We start from the raw sequence: 18,208 nt of genomic DNA on the forward strand, positions 1-18,208 counted from the left end.
AATGCTTGCTGCAATGCAGCGACTGACGACTGCGAAGCGCTTTGTAAGCCTCTGAAATCTAGGAAAAAATCCGGAGGGGCAATGGCGTGTCGCCGCAGGAGAGCGGGACAAAGAACAACATCGTCTAGCCCCCTTGACCTGCCAAGAGGCATCTGAACAGGAAAAGGTGGTAAAAAAGCGCCAGGCGGCGCCGCAAGGCGAAGCTGTGTACGATCTGGAGCTCGCTGCCGATCAGGTCATAGCTGGCTCCGGCGCCCCCCAGACCTGGTGACATCGGTCTGGCCGCTGGCGAAAATATGCGATCCTGCTAAACTTATCCCCGTGTGAACACACATGAATGGGGGCTTTGTGCCGGTATCTTATGACCTCATTGGCAAGACAGCCGTCGTAACCGGCGGAGCAAAGAGTATCGGCAAGGCAATCGTAGAGCGCCTTGTAGCGTCGGGTGCTGCAGTGCACGTGTGGGATCGAGATCAGATCGAACTGAAGGGTGTGGTGTCTACGAAGGTCGATATTACCAGCCGCGATCAGGTAACCCATGCGATCAACATGATCGTCGGTCGTGGCCAGCGTATAGACGTTCTGGTTAACAACGCCGGTTATCTAGGAACCCTTCACCCGTTTGACCAACACGAACCTGCAGACTGGCGAAGCATCATCGAAACCAATCTGATCGGCACGATGCAAGTGACGCAATTGGTTTTGCCCCACATGCGAAAATGGGGTGTTGGCCGCATTGTCAATATGGGCTCTTTGGCGGGCAAGGAAGGTCTTGCCAACCTTGCCGCCTATTCAGCCTCCAGCGCAGGTATCGTAGTCTTCACAAAGGCGCTTGGGCGTGAGGTCGCCAATACAAACATACGCGTGAACTGCGTCGCTCCTGGGCCAATCGATACGGACATGATCCGAAACCTCGGGGTCGCAGCTGTCGAGACAATGATCGCCGATAGTCCAATGAACCGGCTCGGCCGGGTCGAAGAAGTTGCCCACATGGTCGCCTGGCTGTGCTCGGACGCCAGCAACTTCAATACCGGCGCGGTATTCGACATGTCGGGTGGGCGGGCGCGTTACTGAGCGCCGACTGTGTCTCGGTGCTTTCAGGCGGCCCGGCGTCACCGTGGACCAAATACTCCCACCCCTAAACGGCGACCTATGTGATCCCCTCATGGCAACTCTGCGGTACGAGGTAAGGCGGGAACCGGATGGGACGTGGACGGTGTTCGACGTGTTCACCGGGCAGCCGGCTATTGTAGTGGGCCACCCTTCTGTCGACCTTCCCGACATGGAGTATGCTGAAGAGCTGGCAGCCATCCTGAATGCCAACAACCTGAAGCATAGGCTATATCACGGGAGGTCCCCCGGAGGTTCGCCTGACCGAGGTGGCATGACAAGTTAGCCATTCAACCAGCCTTCGTACTGCCCATCCAGGATGGCTCGTCCGATTCCGAGCAAGCATTAGTTATTGAACTCCCGACTACGACGGTCTTAAATCGACTTCCCATTGCGTTTCGTAGGGAGGATGTGATGGGCAACGTGGTGCGAATTCGCAAGGCCACGCCTTGCGTGGAAGTAGTCGGAGCCAGTGCCGAATGGGTCGTCCGCATCATAGAAACCGACCAGGAAATTACACGATCATTTGGCCTGGAATCTTTTGCGCTGTCCTTCGCGGAAGGCCAGCGGTTGCGCCTGCATCTCGACAAGGTGGTGCGGCTTTAGGCCCCCATGCGGCTGGGTAACCTCAAGGCCTGGACGGTGTTGGCGTCGATTGTTCCATGGCTGGTGAGGCTTGCGGTGTGACGTCTCTGTCGTCCGCCGGCGGACGCAAGTGCGACGGCGCACCTTTTGATTTTACAACACGCGGGCTGATTGACAGGAATCCGGTTCCTGGCAGCGTTCCCTTCGTTCTTCAAGGAAAAGCTTGGTGTGCTCGTCCCACTCAAGATGTGTTGTCCCGCGCTCTTGAACGACCTTTGCAAACTCCTTGCGCAGGTCGGCAAGGTCCAAAGCCCAAAGATGCTCACGGGGCAGCGCGGGGGGCCTGCTGTCTTCCCGCGGTGGCCGGTGCGGTTAAGCCCACAAGCTGCCCAACTGCACCGGCCATTCCTACGGCTGGGTAGGGTGTTCGCGCTCGGCAATCTTTCCAAGAGCTTCCGTGAGGCCTCTACGATGCGGCGTGTCTCTTGGATGGTCGATTGTAGGGATTCCAGTTGGCTCTCCGCCCATCGCTGGCTACGGCGGGCGCCTTCGACGAACTGGTGGTCAGGTTCCCATCGGTGTTTCATGGGACTTAGCCTCTCTTACCGGTAGCACATCAACGCCAAGAAACCCCGCCATCCGCGCGCAACAGCGGGGTTCCATAGTCACGGCTACATCGGAAGAATCGACCGGTTAGATTAGGAAATGTGTGATTGTCGCCACGGTTCCATACAATTTTAGAAAGCCGTTCCCTATGACTGGGTCGTCCCAATCCGTCGGTTCAATTGGCTTGTGCTGAAATGGGGTCAAAAATCAAATAGCGCATGGAAACCAAAAAGCTCTTGTTGCGTTCGGCGCACTAAAGGCCGGGAGTTTGTGCCATGGGCACCTTTTTACCGGTGTTCGTTAAGCTGGTAGACCGGAAATCAATGACGGTTTCCTCTATTTGTGAGGCCGAAGAAGCGCTCCAGGGGCAGTGGCCAAATAAGGGTGCGGCGGCCTATAGGGATGCGTGCCGATTGATCGCGGAGGCCAAGGATGGAAGCTGCAGTCCGGCCGTAGCATTTGCGGCGTTCAAGGCCGCCGCTATCGACCAGCACTTGCTGCAGCCGGAGCCCGGCGCTCGACAACGTGACATAAAACCATCGTGATGATGAAGCCGACGTCCCCTAGTTCAAATAGGGACTGACACAGGGGAGCTCGCTTGGTCGCGCGGCCGTGGGCTCGCACCGACCGGGGCAGGTGATGCGAGCCCGGCCGAGTCTTGCGGGACCTCGACCAGCAGCGAACACCCACTCGCTGCCGTCCTATCAACAAGCCCCCAAATTTCAGGTTCCGCTAATGTACAAAAAAGCCCACCAAGCGTTGGGGTAGTGGGCAGTTTTGGGAGACACTGATATGGGAACAGTGCGACCACCGGAAGTGTTTCGAGGCGACGGTGTTCCAGGGGAATCACAGATTCGCGCTTTCGATGTTCAGCGAAGGGCCGTCAACGCTATCGGATCTTGCAAAGAAATGGTGGAGAACCCCCATCGGAGTCCATGAGTTTTGCCTGGAGGATGATACCACTCCCGAACAGGCGTCATCGATCATCTGAAAGATGATGCACGCCAATCCCCAGTGATCGGCGCGAAATCCATGGTCGGAATGCTCGAAGACGAGACCGACGAGACCGCGAAACAGAAAGTCGCTCTGCTTCAGCGCGTCGCTCGCTGATTTCGTCAAGTTGCTCGCTTCGGGGGAGCTTCCAATCCTAGACGAGAAGACTGATCGCCGGCGAAAGCGACGGCATCTGCTTCATATTCGAATGCTCGCGAATACGTTTCACCGTTCCTCCCTATGATGCGAACAACCCACTCGCCCAATGAATGGCCGATCTCTAGGAAGAGGGAAGACGAAGACGGCGGCCGGTACGTGACGCTGTCCAATGCCCTCGGGAGGCTTGTGCCGCCAAAATCGGCTCCATCGGAGGAATGAACTTCACGCATGTGCACTGACTCCCGAGACCGCAATTTATAGGAAAGTTGCCAAAGCCGCGTCTCCAATATGAGCGGATGCCGAGTTATAAGCTGCCGAGCTGGCGGTCCTCTCGCGCATTCCGCAAGCTTGCGGCGGCGCCTGGGATGTGGATGTTTCTGCGTCGGCAAGGTGCAAAGCAAAAGCCCGGTGCGGATGAGCAGACTTCGGATAAAACTCGGAGTGATTAGAAACGGTAGTTCAGACCGACGCGGACAAGTTGCCCATCATTGCTGAACTTGTAGGTCCCAATTCGGCCTTGCGGGTTACCGACGCCATAAGACAAGGTGGTCATCGTGGAGTCGGCGAGGTTGTAATAGAGGTATTCGCCTTTCACCGAGAGATCGTCCGTCAGGGCGTATTCTGCACCGCCGCCGACCGTCCAGCCGAACCGCGTCGAACGTTCCTCGTTGCTGAAGACGTAAGGGTCTACGCCTAAATTAACATCGAGATAATTGCGGACTTTTCCAAAGGCCATTCTCCCGTCGCGTAGATCAGCGTGCGGTCGAATGTGGCTCCGATGCGCCCTCTTGCGGTACCCAGCCATTCGATTTCGGACGATGCGTTTGCGGTGACAGGAAGTTCGCAGCCAAGTACGCTAATACAGGTAGCGTCGGTTCCTCCACCCGATCCGATCTGGAAATCAAGCTCCGCACCAACCACTAAAGTACCGGACTGGAAATTGTACCCGATCTGGCCTCCACCAATGAAGCCACTTGGGTCGGATTCGGCCACCCAGTTGAGATCAGTTAATGCGCTGTTTGCTATCAGGACGCCGAGCCCGCATCCGATCTCTTCACAGATCGCGACATCGACGTTGCTGTTCAATCCTCGATAGTACCCTCCCTGAGCGCCGACATAGACGCCTGACCAGTTGTGGACGCTGTTGTTGACGACGATCTCAGCGGCGTCATCCGCGGCAATTGCTGGAGATACCGCCCCGAAAACCAATGCAGCCGCAAGCAGGTGAGTTTTCATCGAGCCCCCAGATGATGCGGTATGTGTATCATGGTGGGCGTGTGACGCAAAGCCGGGCGTCACGCTTGACTGCAACGATCCTGGAGGGGCAGTTTGGCAATCGTGTTCCTCGCAGTTGTCGGCTTGGTGCTGATCAGGCTGGCGGCAATCTTGCCGATCGCCCTTGCCGGTTGCGCCCGTCCGGGGGTGAACAGGCGTGATCGACTAGCCATCGCGCCCGCTCGGGACAACTCTCGATAGTGCTGAAAGATGCTGTCACGGCGGTTTGGAACCTTGGGCCGCGTTCAACATTATCGGGCATGGCTGACCAAAACGCACATTATCTGCTGGGCGTTGCAACCACGGCGAAGATCAGCGGGCATCCGATTCACCCAATGCTGATCCCTTTCCCGATCGCATTGCTCGTGCCGGTATTCTTATCGGATTTGATGTTTTGGTCGACCCGCAATGCATTCTGGGCCGAAGCGTCCGTCTGGCTACTCAGCTTTGCGCTGTTAATGAGCGTTGCCGCGGTCGAGGAGGTAAAATCCCACCTGGGCCGATCCCAACAGGTTTGATGAATGGCCGACCTGCTGGGCGCCGTAGTCGTGGTCACCGGTGCCTCTAGCGGCATCGGCAGGGCGGCTGCTCTGGGTTTTGCAGGCAAGGCGCACGGGTAGTGCTGGTGTCAAGAAGCGCGGATGCACTCGGGGAGGTCGCGAACGAATGCGGAGGCTTGGGAGGGCAGACGCTCACCTTTGCCGTCGATATGGCGGACGAAACGGCGGTCGAGAGAATGCGCAGCGTCGCCGTCGCCCGTTTCGGCAGGATCGACGTATGGGTGAACTGCGCGGCAGTCCTGCATTTCGGCCGGTTCGAGGAAATCCCGGCGCCGATGTTTCGCCGCCTGATGGAAACCAATCTGTTTGGCTATATCAATGGATCGCAAGCCGCGCTCAGGCAATTCCGGTTGCAGGGAAACAGCGGCACCTTGATCAATGTCAGCTCCATGCTCGGTGTAATCCCGGAGCCTTTCGTCAGCGTCTATGTCGCCAGCAAGTTCGCCATACGCGGGCTTACGGCCAGCATCCGGCAGGAGCTGCGTGCCACGCCCCACATTCATGTCTGCTCGATCCTTCCGGCCGCCATAGACACGCCGATTTATCAGAAAGCGGCAAATATGTACGGGCGCAAAGCGCGGTCGCTCATGCCTGTTTATCGGGCCGAGCGAGCGGCATCGGCAATTATCGGCGCGGCAACTTATCCTCGTCGCGAGATCCGGGTCGGGGGCTTTGCATTCGCGCTGGAGCTAGGCTGGCGGATCGCGCCATCGCTGGTCGAGCGGCTCATCGCTCGTGTGGGGCCCCGCCTGCAGTTCGGGCCAGATCCGGAGCAGCCCCACGAGGGCAATTTGGCTGCCAGTGGATGCCAACAGGAAGTTTCTGGGGGATGGCGCCGGTACTGGGCACAGCGTGTGATGCGTCGGATTTGAGTAGATGGGTTGCCGGGTTACCCGGCCACCTTGGGCTGCAACGCATAGTGTCAAGCAGTTGAGCGGGCGGGAAACCTACCCTGCGCCGGGCAAGGACACCCGACGACGGCCGCGAAGCGGAAAGGTCGCCTAAACGTAGCCGAACTCGCTGATGTGAAGACCGCGACAGGTGCAGCACCAGAAAGGCGCGTGAGCGCAAGGCTCAGGCGCCTGAACCAGAATGTTTCAAGGTCGAGTGGTCGCTAGCGTCTAACCATTCGGCCCACGGCAATCAAAATACATGCACCGATGAAGCCGGCGGCAAGATAGCCAAGCCAGCCGGTCAACGATATCCCCACAAGTCCGAGAAGGACGTTGGCGAGGATGGCGCCGACGATCCCCAAAATGATGTTCATGAGCACGCCCATATTGCTTTTCATGAACATCTCGGCGAGCCAGCCGGCGATACCGCCGATGACGATCGCAGCTATCCAACCGACACCTGGATTTTCCATAGTTCCCCCTTTTCCTTGAACCTAAATTGGTTCGGAGGGGAAACGTCCCATAAGTCAATAAAGTTCCGCGACTGTCTGAGCTAGACTCAGCAGTCGCGTCGCCGGGCCGCTGCGCGCGATTTGCGGGCTATCGCCACTACCGCCCCAGCAGACGGCAGCTCTTGCATCGGTTCCGTGGTCATTGCCCCGGCCTCGCATTCGAGACCCAAGACTGGTGCGCATGGATCATGACATTCAATTCCGCTCTCTACAGGAAGAAGTGCCTTTCCTCGAGATTAGGATTCGAGGCCGCAACGGCGTCGAACCCCAAAGGAGACTCACATGAAACGTAAGATTTTGACAGCTACAGCGATCTCTCTCTGTCTCGCCACCGCGGCCTTCGCGCAGTCGTCGGGAACATCCAGCGGCACGAACGGAAGGTCCGGCTCATCGGCCGGGTCGGGTATGAGCTCTACGTCCAGCTCAGGCCAAAGCGGTATCCCGAGCGGCTGGGACAGCAAGCTCTCGGGCTCATTCTTCAGCGACGCCAATTCGGGAAGACTTCTGTCGCAGGATGAGATCCGCAAGAACTGGTCGTCCCTGAGCTCTGAACAGCAGGCACAGGTTCGCTCCGACTGCTCGAGAATGACGGCCAGTAACCACTGGCTCTGGCACAATGACCGGCACGTCAGGTAGCTCGGCTTCGACCAGCAGTGATACAACGGCGAGTATCGGCACCGGCTCTGGCACAGCCACCGGCACTTCAGCAGCTCTGGTTCGACCGGCAGTAACACCACGGCCAGCAACAGCACTGGTTCGGGCGCGAACTCGGCTGCTCAAATGGCTTCGATGCAGCAGCTCTGCACCCAAGTCCAAGGGATGTGACTGAATGCGGGCTCCGGGCCGGCTTGGCCGAAATAAGAAGAGGCCTTGAAGGCCCGGACATCGCTTTGGCTTGGTAGCAATTTCGGCGCTGAAGTCGGTCGGTGATCGGTGTCAGAACTTCGCGTTAGCCGGGCGACAAGTGCCTGAACGCCCTCGCTAGGAGTAATGCCGAGACTCTGGAATTGCCTTCCGAACTTGGAGAAGGTTAGCTGCGAGTTCCCTTCCCTCTCGGCTAACGCCAGATGGACAATGTCTGTGCGCCGCTGGTGCCGTCTGTCGCATGGCCTCCAGTCATCTTTTTTCGCTGTCCGGGAATAAAACGCCGCCCGCCCTGGTCTTCCATGCATACGCTGCTGATTGACCTTGAAGGAACGCCGCACTGCAAACCCACACATTGCCGAGCACGACGGTATCGGTCGACGCGTTCCAGGACCTCTGGAAGGCGATAGGTCGGCCGCCTGCGGCCGGCTGGCTCACCTGTCTGCCGAAGGTGCTGCCGCGGTCGGGATCGGGAAAGCTCAGGTGCCGCGGATGCGAAATGGGTCGTGAATTCGGCAATGCTTGTGCTCGAGAAGCATCCATCTGGATGCATGTTTGCGGTCCAGTGTGTGATTGACACCGATGCGACGTTTGCCCTCACATTCAACGCAGTTGGCGACCCGGGATGTTTCCTCTGGGTTCGATCGCAAGGCAGACCATTCTCGCCACATACACGAGCTCAAGGCGAGGCGCATATGACGGTGTACCGATGCTGAGCAGCAATGCGCGGGCCGACCGCTTCGGCGAAGTGGTAATGCCCCATCTCGCCGACGCGCTTTCGCTGGCCCGCTGGCTGACCGGCAATGCCACCGACGCCGAGGATGTCGTGCAGGACGCCTGCATGAAGGCACATGCCAACATCGCAAGCTATGCCGGCGGCAATGCACGTGCCTGGCTTCTCACCATCGTTCGCAACTCGTGCTACACATGGCTGGCGCGCAATCGCCCGCGCAGCATCGTCTCGGTGGGCGACCTCGGTGATCTCGACGAGGTGAGCGCCGCTCACGCAGTCGATCTGAGTGAGAGCGAAAGCCCGGAGGCGAGCCTGATCGCCAAGACAGACGTGGCGGCCCTTGAGGCGGCGATCGCCGCTCTGCCGCAACCCTTTCGAGAAACGCTCGTGCTGCGCGACGTGAATGGCCTCGCCTACCGCGATATCGCAGCCATGCTGGGCGTGCCGATGGGCACGGTGATGTCGCGGCTGGCGCGGGCGCGTGGCCTGCTGATCTCTGACCTTGGGAGGGCGCAATGAGTGCGCACAACGATGGATTGCCCGAGGACGCCGCAGGCATGAACCTGATGCTGCACGCGCTGATAGATGGCGAGCTTGACGCCGCCGCGGCCATGGCTGTCGAGCGGCGCATCGCCGCCGATCCCAAGCTGGCGGCCGAACATGCCCGCATCGTGGTCTTGCAAGGGGCTGTGGCCAGGCTTCCGAAGCCCCAGGTGAGCGACGAGTTCAGCGCGCGCATTGCAGCCATGGCCGCGTCCAGCCGCGTCGAGGTGCTGCGGCCCAGAGCGCCGACACAGGCGAAGTCCGCTCGAACGTGGTGGTCGGCGCGCAACTTCGGATCATTCGACTGGCGCGCCATGGCGGCCTCGATCATGATCAGCGCAGTTCTGGCCAGCGGCGCGACGCAATGGGCGATGCAGCCTAGCGTAGCCGACAGCTTTGCCGCAGGGGTAGCCAGCGGCCACCAACGCAGCCTGCTGGCGACCAGCCCCGTCGATGTCGTCTCGTCGGACCGGCACACGGTAAAGCCATGGCTCGATGCAAGGCTCGGCCTTTCGCCGCCGGCGCCGGACATGGCCAAGGACGGATTTGCACTCATCGGTGGCAGGGTCGAGGTCATCGGCGGCCGGGCGGTGCCAGCGCTGGTCTATCGCCACCGCGAACATCTGATCACCCTTGTCGCCGAGCCGCAAAATGCCGGGGTGGTTACCAACCCGGTCGATCTCTCGGAGGGCGGTTTTTCGCTTGTGCATTGGAGCGACGGCGCCTTCTCATACTGGGCGATTTCCGACATGGAGCGGCCGGAGATCGACGACTTCGTGGCGCACTTCCGCGTCGCCATCGTGACGGGCTGATAACCGTCTGTCGAAGCCTCTTCAGCCGATATCAAGTGCGATATCACTGTTGGCTCAGCTCCTTACACGGGCTGAGACTACGGCAGCAGCATGGTGCCGACCTTGGACGTGCGCATGCAGCGTCGGCCCCAGTTCCGGGCGGGCGCCGCCCCTGATTTCGGGACCTCCAAAAGAATTTCGCGCCGCCCGGGAATAAAGGGACGTCCTGATGGGTCTTCTTGTTAGCGGGGCCAATTTCCCGGCACGCACCCAAGAAACGAAAAAAGGATCTACCGAAATGACCAAGCTCGCTCTCAGCGTGGCTGCCATGCTGCTTGCCTCAACCGCTGCCTTTGCCGGCAGCGACCATGGCGGCAACAACTCCAATCAGCCGGTCGCTACCGTTGACACCAATGCCACTGCTTCCATTTCCACCTCCCCGCGCCAAGCCGGCGTCGACACCATGGTGACGACCGGGCCGCGCCAGGGGTCGGTTCAGGACATCATCACCAGGCACAACAACGACGGCATCTGGGGCCGCTGAAGGCACCCTTCCGAACATCTTCTCTTACCACTCACGATGGAGAGCCAAACCTTTGGCTCTCCATCATCACCCCATAAGGCTGCAGGAGATCACCTATGTTCATGATGACACGTCGCACGTTGCTTGGAACCACGCTCGCCGCGACCGCCTTCGGTCTGGCCGGCAAGCTGGAATTCACCCGTCCCGCCTTCGCCGAAACGTCGGTCGAGCCGACCGTCGGCTTCTACAAATACAAGGTCGGTGATATCGAGGTCACCGCCATCTATGACGGCATCTGGCGCAAGCCGCACGACCCGGCCTTCATCAAGGATGTTTCCGTCGAGGACACCAAGGCAGCGCTTGCCAAGGCCGGCCTGACGACAGACTTCATGCCCATCCCGCTCACCGTCATCGTCCTCAAGATGAACGGCAGGCTGATCATGATGGATGCCGGATCGGGCGTCGGCCAATGGCAGACCAATGCCACCCATCTGCCGGCCAACATGGCCGCCGCCGGCATCGACTATAAGACGATCGACACCATCATGATCTCGCATTTCCACCCCGACCATGTCTGGGGCCTGATGGAAAAGGGGACCGATGCACCGGTGTTCCCCAATGCCGAGCTGATCGTCAACGCCACGGAATACAAGTGGTGGACCGACCCCAGCCGGCTGGCCAAGCTGCCGGAAGGCCGCAAGCCGGCGGGCAAGCGCATCGCCGAAAATTTTCCGAAATGGAAGAACTGGAAGCTGGTCAATGACGGCGCCGAAGTCGCACCCGGCATCCAGATCATCGCTGCGCCCGGCCACACGCCGGGACATTCGGTCTACCTCGCCAACTCCGGCAAGGAACAGCTGATGATCTCGGCCGACACCATGTATGTGCCCGCCCTTCTGGCGCCGCATCCGGAGTGGCAGGGCAGTTACGACCAGGACGGGCCGATGGCGATCACCACGCGGCACAAGCTGATCGATCGCGTGATCGCCGACAACATCCGGATCTCGGGTTCGCATTTCCCGTTCCCCGGCACCGGCGTCTTCGTGAAAGACGGCAATGCCTATGGTTTCACCCCAGTTCAGATTTGAGCGCGAGCTCCCAACCCAAGCGAGAAAGATGATGAAGCAATCCTATCTGGGCAAGCACGCCCTGTTTGGCCTGCTCGGCGCCATTGCCGTGCTGACCGTCGTTCCCGTGGCCACTATCATGCCGGCCTATGCGGTCGACGAACTCGAAGGCACCGATGCACCCGACCTCACCGCCGTCCAGGCCAAGATCGCCGTCAAGGACTACAAGGGCGCGCTGGCCGATCTGCGTGATCTCGCGCAGGACAACCAGCAGGCCGACGTCTACAACCTGCTCGGCTTCACGCTGCGCAAGACGGGCGATTTCACCACCGCGCTGACCTACTACAACAAGGCGCTCGAGCTGAAGCCCGACCACAAGGCCGCCCGCGAATATCTGGGCGAACTCTATGTAGAGACCGGCGACATGGCCAAGGCCAACGAGCAGTTGGCGTCGCTGCAGAAGCTGTGTCCCGCCGGCTGTGAAGAACTCGAAGACCTCCACAAGGCCATCGACACCAAGGTGACCAAGTAAACCAGGCAGGTGCTGCAAGGCGCCTGCCCCTTTCCCATCGCCTGGAGTCCATCGTGACAACGACACAAACCGCTTCGAAACTTCATCTCACCGACTTGACCCTGCTGATGGGTCGCCTGCTGCTCTCATTGCTCTTCGTGCATGAAGGCCTGGAGCTGGCGACGCATTTCGCCGGTGCAGCCAAGGCGATGACGGCGCTCGGCGTCAGCCTGCCGCTTTTGATAGCCACCATAGCGCTGCAGCTGGGAGCTGGCCTTTCGGTCGGCCTTGGTCTGCTGACGCGTCTGGGCGCGGTGGCGCTCGGACTGTTCTGTTTGGCAACGGCAGCTTTGTTCCACACCAATTTCGCCAACCAGAACGAATTGCTGCATTTCGAAAAGGATCTCGCCATAGCGGGCGGCATGTTCGTCCTGGCCGTAGCCGGCGCCGGGGCGATATCTCTCGACAGGGTGCTGAACGGCCTCGTGAAGCGCCGGCAACAGGACAGAGAGACGGTTGCGGCGCTCATAGCGGCCGGTAGGCCTCTCTCGGTGGGCGAAATCAAGCTTCCATTCTAAACCGGCCAACACGCCGGCATCATACAACCCGCCGCCCGGTCGGCGCCCGCAAACTGCCTCGGGGGGTGACGCAAGCCGTTCCTGGCGTGTCCTCCATTTTACGTCCGCTTATCGGCGCGGATGGGAACGCCCTATCGGCCGATATGAGGCGCAAAGCAGACCTTCCGGTTGGCTTCCCAAGGCGGACAGAAGGCTTCGTCTCTTTCCTCCCCAGGGGGGGCTTTGTCGCATCACGAGATCGGTCACATATCGAGAGTTTATTGCCGAGAAGAGGCCAGCGCTTGACACGCGGCGACTCCCTCTGGCCTGCCGGCTTTCGTCATTCAGAAAGCCGAGCAATTGGCTTTCTGTCCGCTACGCGGACCACTCCTCAACCCCCTCAAGGGCCCCTCAAGGGGGAGATCAAGCTCCACCCGTTCCCGACCGCAGCTCTTCCCTGCCCTCGTCATCACGGCGCAGCCTGAATCGGAGATCAGCACCACCGGGCACGGGCAGCGCTGCAGCAGGCCGGTGGCCGTCTCGCCGAAGAAGAGCTCCTCGCCGGTGCGCCGCGCCACGCCCATGACGATCAGTGCCGCTCCCCTGCCCGCCTGGCGGGGAATGGCATCGGCGGCGGCGACGCGGCTGCGGATGGCGGTCTCGATTTCGACGCCAAGCGGTCGGCAAGTGCTACGATATCCTTCAGCACCGCCTCCCTGCTGCGATGCGATATGAAGTCGCGGGCCGCCTCGTCCGCGAGCACCTTGGCAGGCGCTTTCTTTTCGCGCGATATTGCCATCGTTTTCCTTTCCATTCGAGGGGGCTCAGCGTGTGAGGCGCAAGCGGGAGGTCGGGATGCAGATTTTCGATCACATCGAGGCGCTGCTGGATGCGGGTGAAGTCTCGACGGCACTTAAGGAAGTGCGGGCGCTGGTGCATCAATTTGGGCCCGGGTCCAATGTCTTGGCGGGCGCGGTCGGTGACCTCATTATTGACCTGTCGACGCTATCATTCGTCGCCGATGCTTACGGAGGCCGCATCGCAGAGGCGGCGCGCATCTTGGCCCAAAAAAGACTATTGAAAATCAAGTTGCTCGCACCTCGTCAAAGCGTTGAAGTGGTCAGCTAGAGATTGGTGGTGGCTACGAAAAACGTGTAGACCTGCTCGGTGCTCCGACGCATCGAAACCTCTCGCCATCATCGGTTCCGTACGGACGGAAGAGCCGCCTGACCCTGCGACCAGATGAAAGCTTGGACTTGCGGCAGACCGCAAGCAGTTGGAGCTTGAATTGCCGACACACTCTCAGGAACCGTTGCCGGGATCGCACTCCATTGGTCGTCGGCCCAGATCCGGCGCGCCTCGCTTAAGGTGCCGGTCGAATATGGCCAGCTTCTCTTCGTAGCCGAGCCGCACTCTGGACCTGCAGCTATCGCATTTGAAACCGGCAATCGTTTTCAGCCAGGATCCCCTTCTCACCATAGGGCGTGAACAGGAGGGGCATTGGAATTCTAAAGGTACGTCGCGCAGTTCATTTGATAGAGGCACTGTGCATGTTCTCCTCAGCGGCACGGCCACTGCAACAAAGTAGAAGGAGAAATGTTTCCGGCTTCGGCCATTTGCGCGAAAGAATCGGACCTAAGTCTAAATGGTGAGCGGCCTGAAACCCATTCGCCTTGCTATCGGCCTTTGCGTCGGAAATTGAAATAGCGAGGGTGATCGAAGGCGGCCCCGGGCGTGAGGCTGGCAAGTGGGGCCAAGACGGCGGCGGTAAAGCGGAGCCTATGGCGATCAAATAACCGGTTCGCCCAGAATCTCGTTCACCCAGGTCATAGTTCTCAGCCCGTATGCCATTCCGGCGCAGTCGGCAAACCAGTCGAAGACACTCATGTCACGCCCTGTGACGCATTGAAGGATTTCGATCGCTGCGCCCGTTAAAGCAAGTAGAACCGCCAGCCGGACCACCTGTTGGGGCCAGCCGAGGCTACCCAAAGCCGACAAGGTGGCGAACGCGGCGGCGTGGTTGAGCTTGTCGTGATGAGACGTAAAGGCCAATCCAAGGGCGTGCAGCAAGTGGTCTGGCAATAGCGCGAGCAACAGGACGACCGCCAACGTGGAGAGAAAGGCAGCCCTTGCCATGCTCTGATAAAAGCTCGACTGCGGCAATCTATCCGCAGCACTCCCGGTTCCTAGTTCTCGCTTCCGATACTGGTGCACTAGGCAGAGCTCCAACCTGCATCTGAGCTACGAGCGCGAACAACTGGCATGCTTAACAGGCCTCCTGATGTCATCAGGAAGTTCCATGAAACAGCCTATGTCACTCTGGATGGTTCCATAGGGCGCTGCGAATGTCGCCCTCCATTGTGATGAGGCCGAGGGTTTCCTGCCGAAAAGGCGCGGCGGAATAGGCGAGCCATTGGTACCGCTTGCGCCCAGGTGCGATGCGTATCGTGCTGGGCGGGAGCGGAACTCTTCCAGCCTTGGCCCGGCTGTGCAGCCGGGCCGACGCCCTTCTGAATTCAATTATCGCCGGCGTCGCGGCTAACAGACGAAACCGCTGTTTAGTCTGGTCATTCCTGCCTTGGTGATCTCGCCTCTACATATTCCAATCCTAGACGCTAGGCCAGCAGCGGTCACTCGCTGCTGTCCAATCAACAAGCCCCAAACATCAGGTCGCGGTTATATACAAAAAAGCCGGCCACCTTTCGGCAGCCGGCCAGTGCAAACAAGGAAGGGAACGTTGCACTGATGGGGCAGTGCACCGTCCGAAGCGTTTCCAGGCGACAATGTTCCACCGATGAGAGAACAAAGAAGGCTTCACCGCCAGCGCACATTCCCCTTAGCCGCGCTGTGTTGCCGTCGCCTGGTGTCTAAAGGCCTTTAACCAGCCACGGATCGGTGTCGTATCCAAGGCGCGGCTTTTCCGGCGTTCCACCGGCCGGCAATTTGGCGGTTCCGGTCGGCCTGCAGTCCAGCTCGAGCACCTGCTTCTTGGCCGAGTGCTTCGTAGAGCAAAGGTCCGTGGCGTGACTCACCACCACCTTCTTCTCCTTGGCAACAGCGACACCAGTCCCAGCGATCACGATCACCGCACACAACGCAGCAACTCTCATCATACTTCCCCACCGTTGCGCCTCCGCAAAAGGCTGAGCATGACGTTACGGCACTTTTAAATTAGCGCAAGCGAATATTGGCTGCCTAGTCCCTTCACATCGGCTCTGGTCGCCTCCCCTTGCTGCCGGCGCCTTGCGATACCGGCAGCGCGATATGCTAGGATGGGCGCATGCCTGCTCATGACCGGGCGGCCGCTGTTAATGACTTGAGCTTGACATGGCAGAAGGCTGCAACCGTCAAGTTTCCCAAGTCGTCGTGGCGATGAACGATCGCGTCGAGGATCGCTTACCAAGCGGCGTTTACTAAGTTCCGCTGGTGCAGCCCTGCGCGATCACACCATAACCACGTGATGACAAATCAGCCATGTGTGTGGCGCGGCGGGCTTGTTCCGCTTGTGGCCGGCGCCTACCCACCCGGGTCCCCAACCATGGCGTCGGCCATTTTCGTTCTCTCAGCGATTATAGGCCTTTGCCATCGGCCTATGTGTTGGCCTTGGATGGCGAGATCGCGGTTAGATCGCCTCGTTCGTTTGGATGTTTCGCTGGCGTTGGCAGGAGGCGCATATGTTCGCCAGCCGGCGGATACCACACCGCCCCACCGGTCAGGCCCAGCGCGTCCGCTGCAAAGTCCCCGCAGACCGCTGCTGGGCCGCTGGCGGGCAGCGGCTACTTGCTGACGATCCAATCCACCAAGCCAGTTTCGATCAGCTCGCACCCAGTGAAATCGCGCACCAGGGCCTTGGCTAAATCGCGCCATTGACACTCAGGCGTACCCGTTTCCCCTACTAGGGCTCGGAATGCAGAGCGGAGAACGTCGGCTTGAAACGCGGAGACGGCAACAGTAGACGGGTCGCCATCTTCCCAGCCTAGCGCCACGTCGTGACGACGTTGACCAAGGCGCTTCAGAAGGTCGCGTGAGGCTCGGATGGCCCTGCGCGATTGATCCATGTCCCAGCGAAATGTGGCGGGTTCCGCCATGGACTTCTGGCGCATCAGCAAGGTGGCCGTAGTGGCCGCTCGAGCGATATCTATGGGCGTTGCAACCATCGCAGCCTCCCAGAAAAGGCAATGGCAAACGACACATTAATAAGCTCGCCGAAACTCTCTCCGCAATGAAAAGAGTTGTACGAATTTTACCAACCCGCACCCTTTCAGTGATGCCGGGCCGCTGCTGTCCTCGCTCTTGTTCTGTCATCGTAATGAAGGACGACATCTCCGAGCACCCGTAGCACACCTGTTGCATGGAAAAAGCTGTAGGCGTTTATAGGTGCCCGGGCACTCCGCCATTTGTTTGCGTTGTGGAGCGGGACAAAGCAGGTTTCCTCACTCAGGCCGCCTACCGTGAAGCGGGGCACAAGCCCGACTTCGACGCATTGCCTTGGGAAGCTGAATACAGGGCCGCCAACTCAACGAAATCCGGGCGTCTCCCTAGCTGGCAACCAGGGGCACCGTGACGGTCGTGGCGTAATTTATCGGATACTGGTCGAAATACGGGAAAGCGATGACGAAGGCATAGCTGGCGGTCAGATGCGCCATCTTGAAGCCGCCGCTGGCAGGGTCGATCGCGATCGTCACAATGACGTTCTGCAGACCCAGGTTCACCAATTTCTGCGTGGCGATGGCCTGGATGTCGCTCTGCGAAAGCGTGTTGTTCAGCTGCAGCGCCCGAGAAGAGGTCTCCAGTGTATAGCGGACGGTCGACACGGCATTCATGGCCCAGCCGAAGGCGAAGATTCCGAACAAAAGCATAACCAGGAAAGGCGCGATCAAGGCGAATTCCAGCCCGGCTGCGCCGGAGCAGTCACGGCGCCATCTGGATCCGATCCTTTCAGCGGACACGGATCACCTGCTGATGACTGATCGCGCGCGGGTCCGGGAAGACACCGAAGTTGAACGGGGGCACCCAGGTGCCCGTCGCCGTTATCTGGATGAAGACGGTCGGCAGCTTCTTTCCGCCGCAGATGGTGGTCTCATCCACGACCGTGGTGCCGCACAAATAGGAGCGGACCAGCACGACCGCGGCGTCATCGGGCTTGTTGTCCCAGCTCGAAAGCGCGACCGCCTGCGTTCCCGTGTCTTTGGCCGCGTCACTGCCCGCGCCGGCCATCACCAGATTGGCCGCGGTTTTGACGCCGGCCCGCATCTGCAGGTAACTCGTCACGTAGGACCAGCCATCGGCGATGCCGAGGCAGACCAAGCACAGGATGGGCAGCAACATGGCAAATTCCACGGCGGCCAACCCGGCTTTGTCCCGGACAATGCGCAAGGCCCGCTTACCCATCCCGCTACTCGACGAGCTGAACGGACAGCGCCGCCGGGATGTTCTTCATCCCGAGGCTGGTGCAGTCCTGCTTGATGGTCGTACTGCCAGACCACTGGATGGTGTCGGCGACGACCTGGGTGCAGCCGCCGTTCCCCGAGAAGTTGCCAAGGTAGTTGACCTGCTGCCTGGGGAAATAGATGGCGCCGGTCAGAAGCGAGTTCGCCGTGCCGTTGAAGGTGCTCTGCGCTGCGGTCCCAGTCCTGTCGCCGTAGAACAGCACGCCGGAATAGGCTCCGGATGTCGGCGCGCTTAACGTCACCGTGGCGTTGCCATTCATGCTGACGGTGTTGCTGCCGGCCATGAAGATGGTTACCCCGCTGCCCGCGACGACCGCGTTGGCGTTGACCTTCATACTGCCCTGCACGACATAGACGCCGGGAGAAAGCGTGACGTTGCCGTTGAGGCTCATGCCGCTGCAATAGGTGCCAGGCTGGAGCGTTTGCGAGGTTTTGTTGCCGTTGACATTCTTGCACGGGTTGCCGCCGGTGGGCGT

General features: G+C 59.9%; 24 protein-coding genes and 1 pseudogene. 12 read left to right on the top strand and 13 right to left on the bottom strand.

What is annotated here, in order from left to right:
• Positions 1–333 precede the first annotated feature (333 nt).
• The 3 genes from NKL04_RS10870 (at position 334) to NKL04_RS10880 (ending at position 2,846) form a co-directional block, all read left to right on the top strand.
• A complete protein-coding gene (locus tag NKL04_RS10870; RefSeq protein WP_023699925.1) occupies positions 334–1,074 on the top strand; it encodes an SDR family NAD(P)-dependent oxidoreductase in 741 nt (246 codons plus the stop codon).
• Positions 1,075–1,524: 450 nt separating this feature from the next.
• Positions 1,525–1,716, top strand: a complete 192-nt coding sequence (locus NKL04_RS10875; protein ID WP_023699923.1) for a hypothetical protein — start codon at positions 1,525–1,527, stop codon at positions 1,714–1,716.
• Between the two features lie 860 nt (positions 1,717–2,576).
• Complete coding sequence (locus NKL04_RS10880) at positions 2,577–2,846, top strand: DUF982 domain-containing protein (RefSeq protein ID WP_352723696.1); 270 nt, start codon at positions 2,577–2,579, stop codon at positions 2,844–2,846.
• Between the two features lie 301 nt (positions 2,847–3,147).
• Here the strand turns inward: NKL04_RS10880 and NKL04_RS10885 are convergent, their stop codons facing one another.
• The 3 genes from NKL04_RS10885 to NKL04_RS10895 form a co-directional block, all read right to left on the bottom strand.
• Positions 3,148–3,420 (bottom strand): hypothetical protein, encoded by a 273-nt coding sequence (locus NKL04_RS10885; protein ID WP_156951421.1) that lies wholly within the window; start codon positions 3,418–3,420, stop codon positions 3,148–3,150.
• Between the two features lie 478 nt (positions 3,421–3,898).
• Entirely contained in the window at positions 3,899–4,189 is a 291-nt protein-coding gene (locus NKL04_RS10890) for an outer membrane protein (protein ID WP_023699920.1), read from the bottom strand.
• On the bottom strand, positions 4,147–4,689 hold the full coding sequence (locus NKL04_RS10895; RefSeq protein WP_198029283.1) for an outer membrane protein: 543 nt from the start codon (positions 4,687–4,689) through the stop codon (positions 4,147–4,149). Before NKL04_RS10895 ends, NKL04_RS10890 begins: the two co-directional genes overlap by 43 nt.
• Positions 4,690–4,928: 239 nt before the next feature.
• On the opposite strand from NKL04_RS10895, the gene NKL04_RS10900 reads away from it, so the two are divergent.
• Both NKL04_RS10900 and NKL04_RS10905 read left to right on the top strand, forming a co-directional pair.
• A complete protein-coding gene (locus NKL04_RS10900) occupies positions 4,929–5,246 on the top strand; it encodes a DUF2231 domain-containing protein (protein WP_156951420.1) in 318 nt (105 codons plus the stop codon).
• 80 nt (positions 5,247–5,326) lie between these two features.
• Positions 5,327–6,160: pseudogene (locus tag NKL04_RS10905) on the top strand (SDR family NAD(P)-dependent oxidoreductase); the annotation flags it as partial.
• Positions 6,161–6,402: 242 nt separating this feature from the next.
• Here NKL04_RS10905 and NKL04_RS10910 read toward each other — a convergent pair.
• Together NKL04_RS10910 and NKL04_RS10915 are read right to left on the bottom strand one after the other, a co-directional pair.
• On the bottom strand, positions 6,403–6,654 hold the full coding sequence (locus tag NKL04_RS10910) for a GlsB/YeaQ/YmgE family stress response membrane protein (protein ID WP_023699916.1): 252 nt from the start codon (positions 6,652–6,654) through the stop codon (positions 6,403–6,405).
• 317 nt (positions 6,655–6,971) lie between these two features.
• Positions 6,972–7,184, bottom strand: a complete 213-nt coding sequence (locus NKL04_RS10915) for a hypothetical protein (RefSeq protein ID WP_352723699.1) — start codon at positions 7,182–7,184, stop codon at positions 6,972–6,974.
• Positions 7,185–8,266: 1,082 nt separating this feature from the next.
• Between NKL04_RS10915 and NKL04_RS10920 the strand changes: the two genes are divergently transcribed.
• The 6 genes from NKL04_RS10920 (at position 8,267) to NKL04_RS10945 (ending at position 12,303) form a co-directional block, all read left to right on the top strand.
• Positions 8,267–8,809, top strand: coding sequence for a sigma-70 family RNA polymerase sigma factor (locus NKL04_RS10920; RefSeq protein WP_352537393.1), 543 nt, complete (start codon positions 8,267–8,269; stop codon positions 8,807–8,809).
• Positions 8,806–9,645 (top strand): anti-sigma factor family protein, encoded by an 840-nt coding sequence (locus NKL04_RS10925; protein WP_352723701.1) that lies wholly within the window; start codon positions 8,806–8,808, stop codon positions 9,643–9,645. The genes NKL04_RS10920 and NKL04_RS10925 overlap by 4 nt, the downstream gene beginning before the upstream one ends.
• 277 nt (positions 9,646–9,922) lie before the next feature.
• Positions 9,923–10,168, top strand: coding sequence for a DUF680 domain-containing protein (locus NKL04_RS10930; protein ID WP_023701273.1), 246 nt, complete (start codon positions 9,923–9,925; stop codon positions 10,166–10,168).
• A 95-nt stretch (positions 10,169–10,263) separates the two neighbouring features.
• On the top strand, positions 10,264–11,235 hold the full coding sequence (locus tag NKL04_RS10935; protein ID WP_352723703.1) for an MBL fold metallo-hydrolase: 972 nt from the start codon (positions 10,264–10,266) through the stop codon (positions 11,233–11,235).
• Positions 11,236–11,266: 31 nt separating this feature from the next.
• Positions 11,267–11,746: a tetratricopeptide repeat protein gene (locus tag NKL04_RS10940; RefSeq protein ID WP_352724062.1), complete on the top strand. Its 480-nt coding sequence runs from the start codon at positions 11,267–11,269 to the stop codon at positions 11,744–11,746.
• Positions 11,747–11,853: 107 nt separating this feature from the next.
• On the top strand, positions 11,854–12,303 hold the full coding sequence (locus NKL04_RS10945; RefSeq protein WP_352724065.1) for a DoxX family protein: 450 nt from the start codon (positions 11,854–11,856) through the stop codon (positions 12,301–12,303).
• Positions 12,304–12,626: 323 nt separating this feature from the next.
• Here NKL04_RS10945 and NKL04_RS10950 read toward each other — a convergent pair whose 3' ends face one another.
• The gene (locus NKL04_RS10950) at positions 12,627–12,947 is read right to left on the bottom strand and encodes a universal stress protein (protein ID WP_352724068.1); all 321 of its coding nucleotides are present in this window, start codon (positions 12,945–12,947) and stop codon (positions 12,627–12,629) included.
• Positions 12,872–13,081, bottom strand: coding sequence for a hypothetical protein (locus NKL04_RS10955; RefSeq protein ID WP_245271417.1), 210 nt, complete (start codon positions 13,079–13,081; stop codon positions 12,872–12,874). The genes NKL04_RS10950 and NKL04_RS10955 overlap by 76 nt, the downstream gene beginning before the upstream one ends.
• A gap of 56 nt (positions 13,082–13,137) precedes the next feature.
• On the opposite strand from NKL04_RS10955, the gene NKL04_RS10960 reads away from it, so the two are divergent.
• A complete protein-coding gene (locus tag NKL04_RS10960) occupies positions 13,138–13,410 on the top strand; it encodes a hypothetical protein (protein WP_156951481.1) in 273 nt (90 codons plus the stop codon).
• Positions 13,411–14,070: 660 nt separating this feature from the next.
• On the opposite strand, the gene NKL04_RS10965 is transcribed toward NKL04_RS10960, so the two are convergent.
• The 6 genes from NKL04_RS10965 to NKL04_RS10990 all read right to left on the bottom strand — a co-directional run bounded on the left by NKL04_RS10965 (position 14,071) and on the right by NKL04_RS10990 (position 18,124).
• On the bottom strand, positions 14,071–14,445 hold the full coding sequence (locus NKL04_RS10965; RefSeq protein ID WP_245271416.1) for a VanZ family protein: 375 nt from the start codon (positions 14,443–14,445) through the stop codon (positions 14,071–14,073).
• A 704-nt stretch (positions 14,446–15,149) separates the two neighbouring features.
• Entirely contained in the window at positions 15,150–15,392 is a 243-nt protein-coding gene (locus NKL04_RS10970) for a hypothetical protein (RefSeq protein ID WP_156940639.1), read from the bottom strand.
• Between the two features lie 666 nt (positions 15,393–16,058).
• On the bottom strand, positions 16,059–16,439 hold the full coding sequence (locus NKL04_RS10975) for a hypothetical protein (RefSeq protein WP_023701264.1): 381 nt from the start codon (positions 16,437–16,439) through the stop codon (positions 16,059–16,061).
• A 381-nt stretch (positions 16,440–16,820) separates the two neighbouring features.
• Positions 16,821–17,231, bottom strand: a complete 411-nt coding sequence (locus NKL04_RS10980; protein WP_023716265.1) for a TadE/TadG family type IV pilus assembly protein — start codon at positions 17,229–17,231, stop codon at positions 16,821–16,823.
• Positions 17,221–17,673 (bottom strand): TadE/TadG family type IV pilus assembly protein, encoded by a 453-nt coding sequence (locus NKL04_RS10985; RefSeq protein ID WP_031209425.1) that lies wholly within the window; start codon positions 17,671–17,673, stop codon positions 17,221–17,223. The genes NKL04_RS10980 and NKL04_RS10985 overlap by 11 nt, the downstream gene beginning before the upstream one ends.
• A 4-nt stretch (positions 17,674–17,677) precedes the next feature.
• Positions 17,678–18,124 (bottom strand): hypothetical protein, encoded by a 447-nt coding sequence (locus NKL04_RS10990; protein ID WP_352723706.1) that lies wholly within the window; start codon positions 18,122–18,124, stop codon positions 17,678–17,680.
• Positions 18,125–18,208 lie beyond the last annotated feature (84 nt).

Origin of the sequence: Mesorhizobium sp. C264A, assembly GCF_040324515.1 — a bacterium.
GTDB lineage: Bacteria > Pseudomonadota > Alphaproteobacteria > Rhizobiales > Rhizobiaceae > Mesorhizobium.

Excerpts from the sequence above, each read along its gene's own strand:
- NKL04_RS10870 (WP_023699925.1), top strand. The coding sequence starts at position 334 with ATGAATGGGGGCTTTGTGCCGGTATCTTATGACCTCATTGGCAAGACA.
- NKL04_RS10875 (WP_023699923.1), top strand. The coding sequence starts at position 1,525 with ATGGGCAACGTGGTGCGAATTCGCAAGGCCACGCCTTGCGTGGAAGTA.
- NKL04_RS10880 (WP_352723696.1), top strand. The coding sequence starts at position 2,577 with ATGGGCACCTTTTTACCGGTGTTCGTTAAGCTGGTAGACCGGAAATCA.
- NKL04_RS10890 (WP_023699920.1), bottom strand. The coding sequence starts at position 4,189 with ATGGCCTTTGGAAAAGTCCGCAATTATCTCGATGTTAATTTAGGCGTA.
- NKL04_RS10895 (WP_198029283.1), bottom strand. The coding sequence starts at position 4,689 with ATGAAAACTCACCTGCTTGCGGCTGCATTGGTTTTCGGGGCGGTATCT.
- NKL04_RS10910 (WP_023699916.1), bottom strand. The coding sequence starts at position 6,654 with ATGGAAAATCCAGGTGTCGGTTGGATAGCTGCGATCGTCATCGGCGGT.
- NKL04_RS10920 (WP_352537393.1), top strand. The coding sequence starts at position 8,267 with ATGCTGAGCAGCAATGCGCGGGCCGACCGCTTCGGCGAAGTGGTAATG.
- NKL04_RS10925 (WP_352723701.1), top strand. The coding sequence starts at position 8,806 with ATGAGTGCGCACAACGATGGATTGCCCGAGGACGCCGCAGGCATGAAC.
- NKL04_RS10930 (WP_023701273.1), top strand. The coding sequence starts at position 9,923 with ATGACCAAGCTCGCTCTCAGCGTGGCTGCCATGCTGCTTGCCTCAACC.
- NKL04_RS10935 (WP_352723703.1), top strand. The coding sequence starts at position 10,264 with ATGTTCATGATGACACGTCGCACGTTGCTTGGAACCACGCTCGCCGCG.
- NKL04_RS10940 (WP_352724062.1), top strand. The coding sequence starts at position 11,267 with ATGAAGCAATCCTATCTGGGCAAGCACGCCCTGTTTGGCCTGCTCGGC.
- NKL04_RS10945 (WP_352724065.1), top strand. The coding sequence starts at position 11,854 with ATGGGTCGCCTGCTGCTCTCATTGCTCTTCGTGCATGAAGGCCTGGAG.
- NKL04_RS10955 (WP_245271417.1), bottom strand. The coding sequence starts at position 13,081 with ATGGCAATATCGCGCGAAAAGAAAGCGCCTGCCAAGGTGCTCGCGGAC.
- NKL04_RS10960 (WP_156951481.1), top strand. The coding sequence starts at position 13,138 with ATGCAGATTTTCGATCACATCGAGGCGCTGCTGGATGCGGGTGAAGTC.
- NKL04_RS10970 (WP_156940639.1), bottom strand. The coding sequence starts at position 15,392 with ATGAGAGTTGCTGCGTTGTGTGCGGTGATCGTGATCGCTGGGACTGGT.
- NKL04_RS10975 (WP_023701264.1), bottom strand. The coding sequence starts at position 16,439 with ATGGTTGCAACGCCCATAGATATCGCTCGAGCGGCCACTACGGCCACC.
- NKL04_RS10985 (WP_031209425.1), bottom strand. The coding sequence starts at position 17,673 with ATGGGTAAGCGGGCCTTGCGCATTGTCCGGGACAAAGCCGGGTTGGCC.
- NKL04_RS10990 (WP_352723706.1), bottom strand. The coding sequence starts at position 18,124 with ATGAGCCTCAACGGCAACGTCACGCTTTCTCCCGGCGTCTATGTCGTG.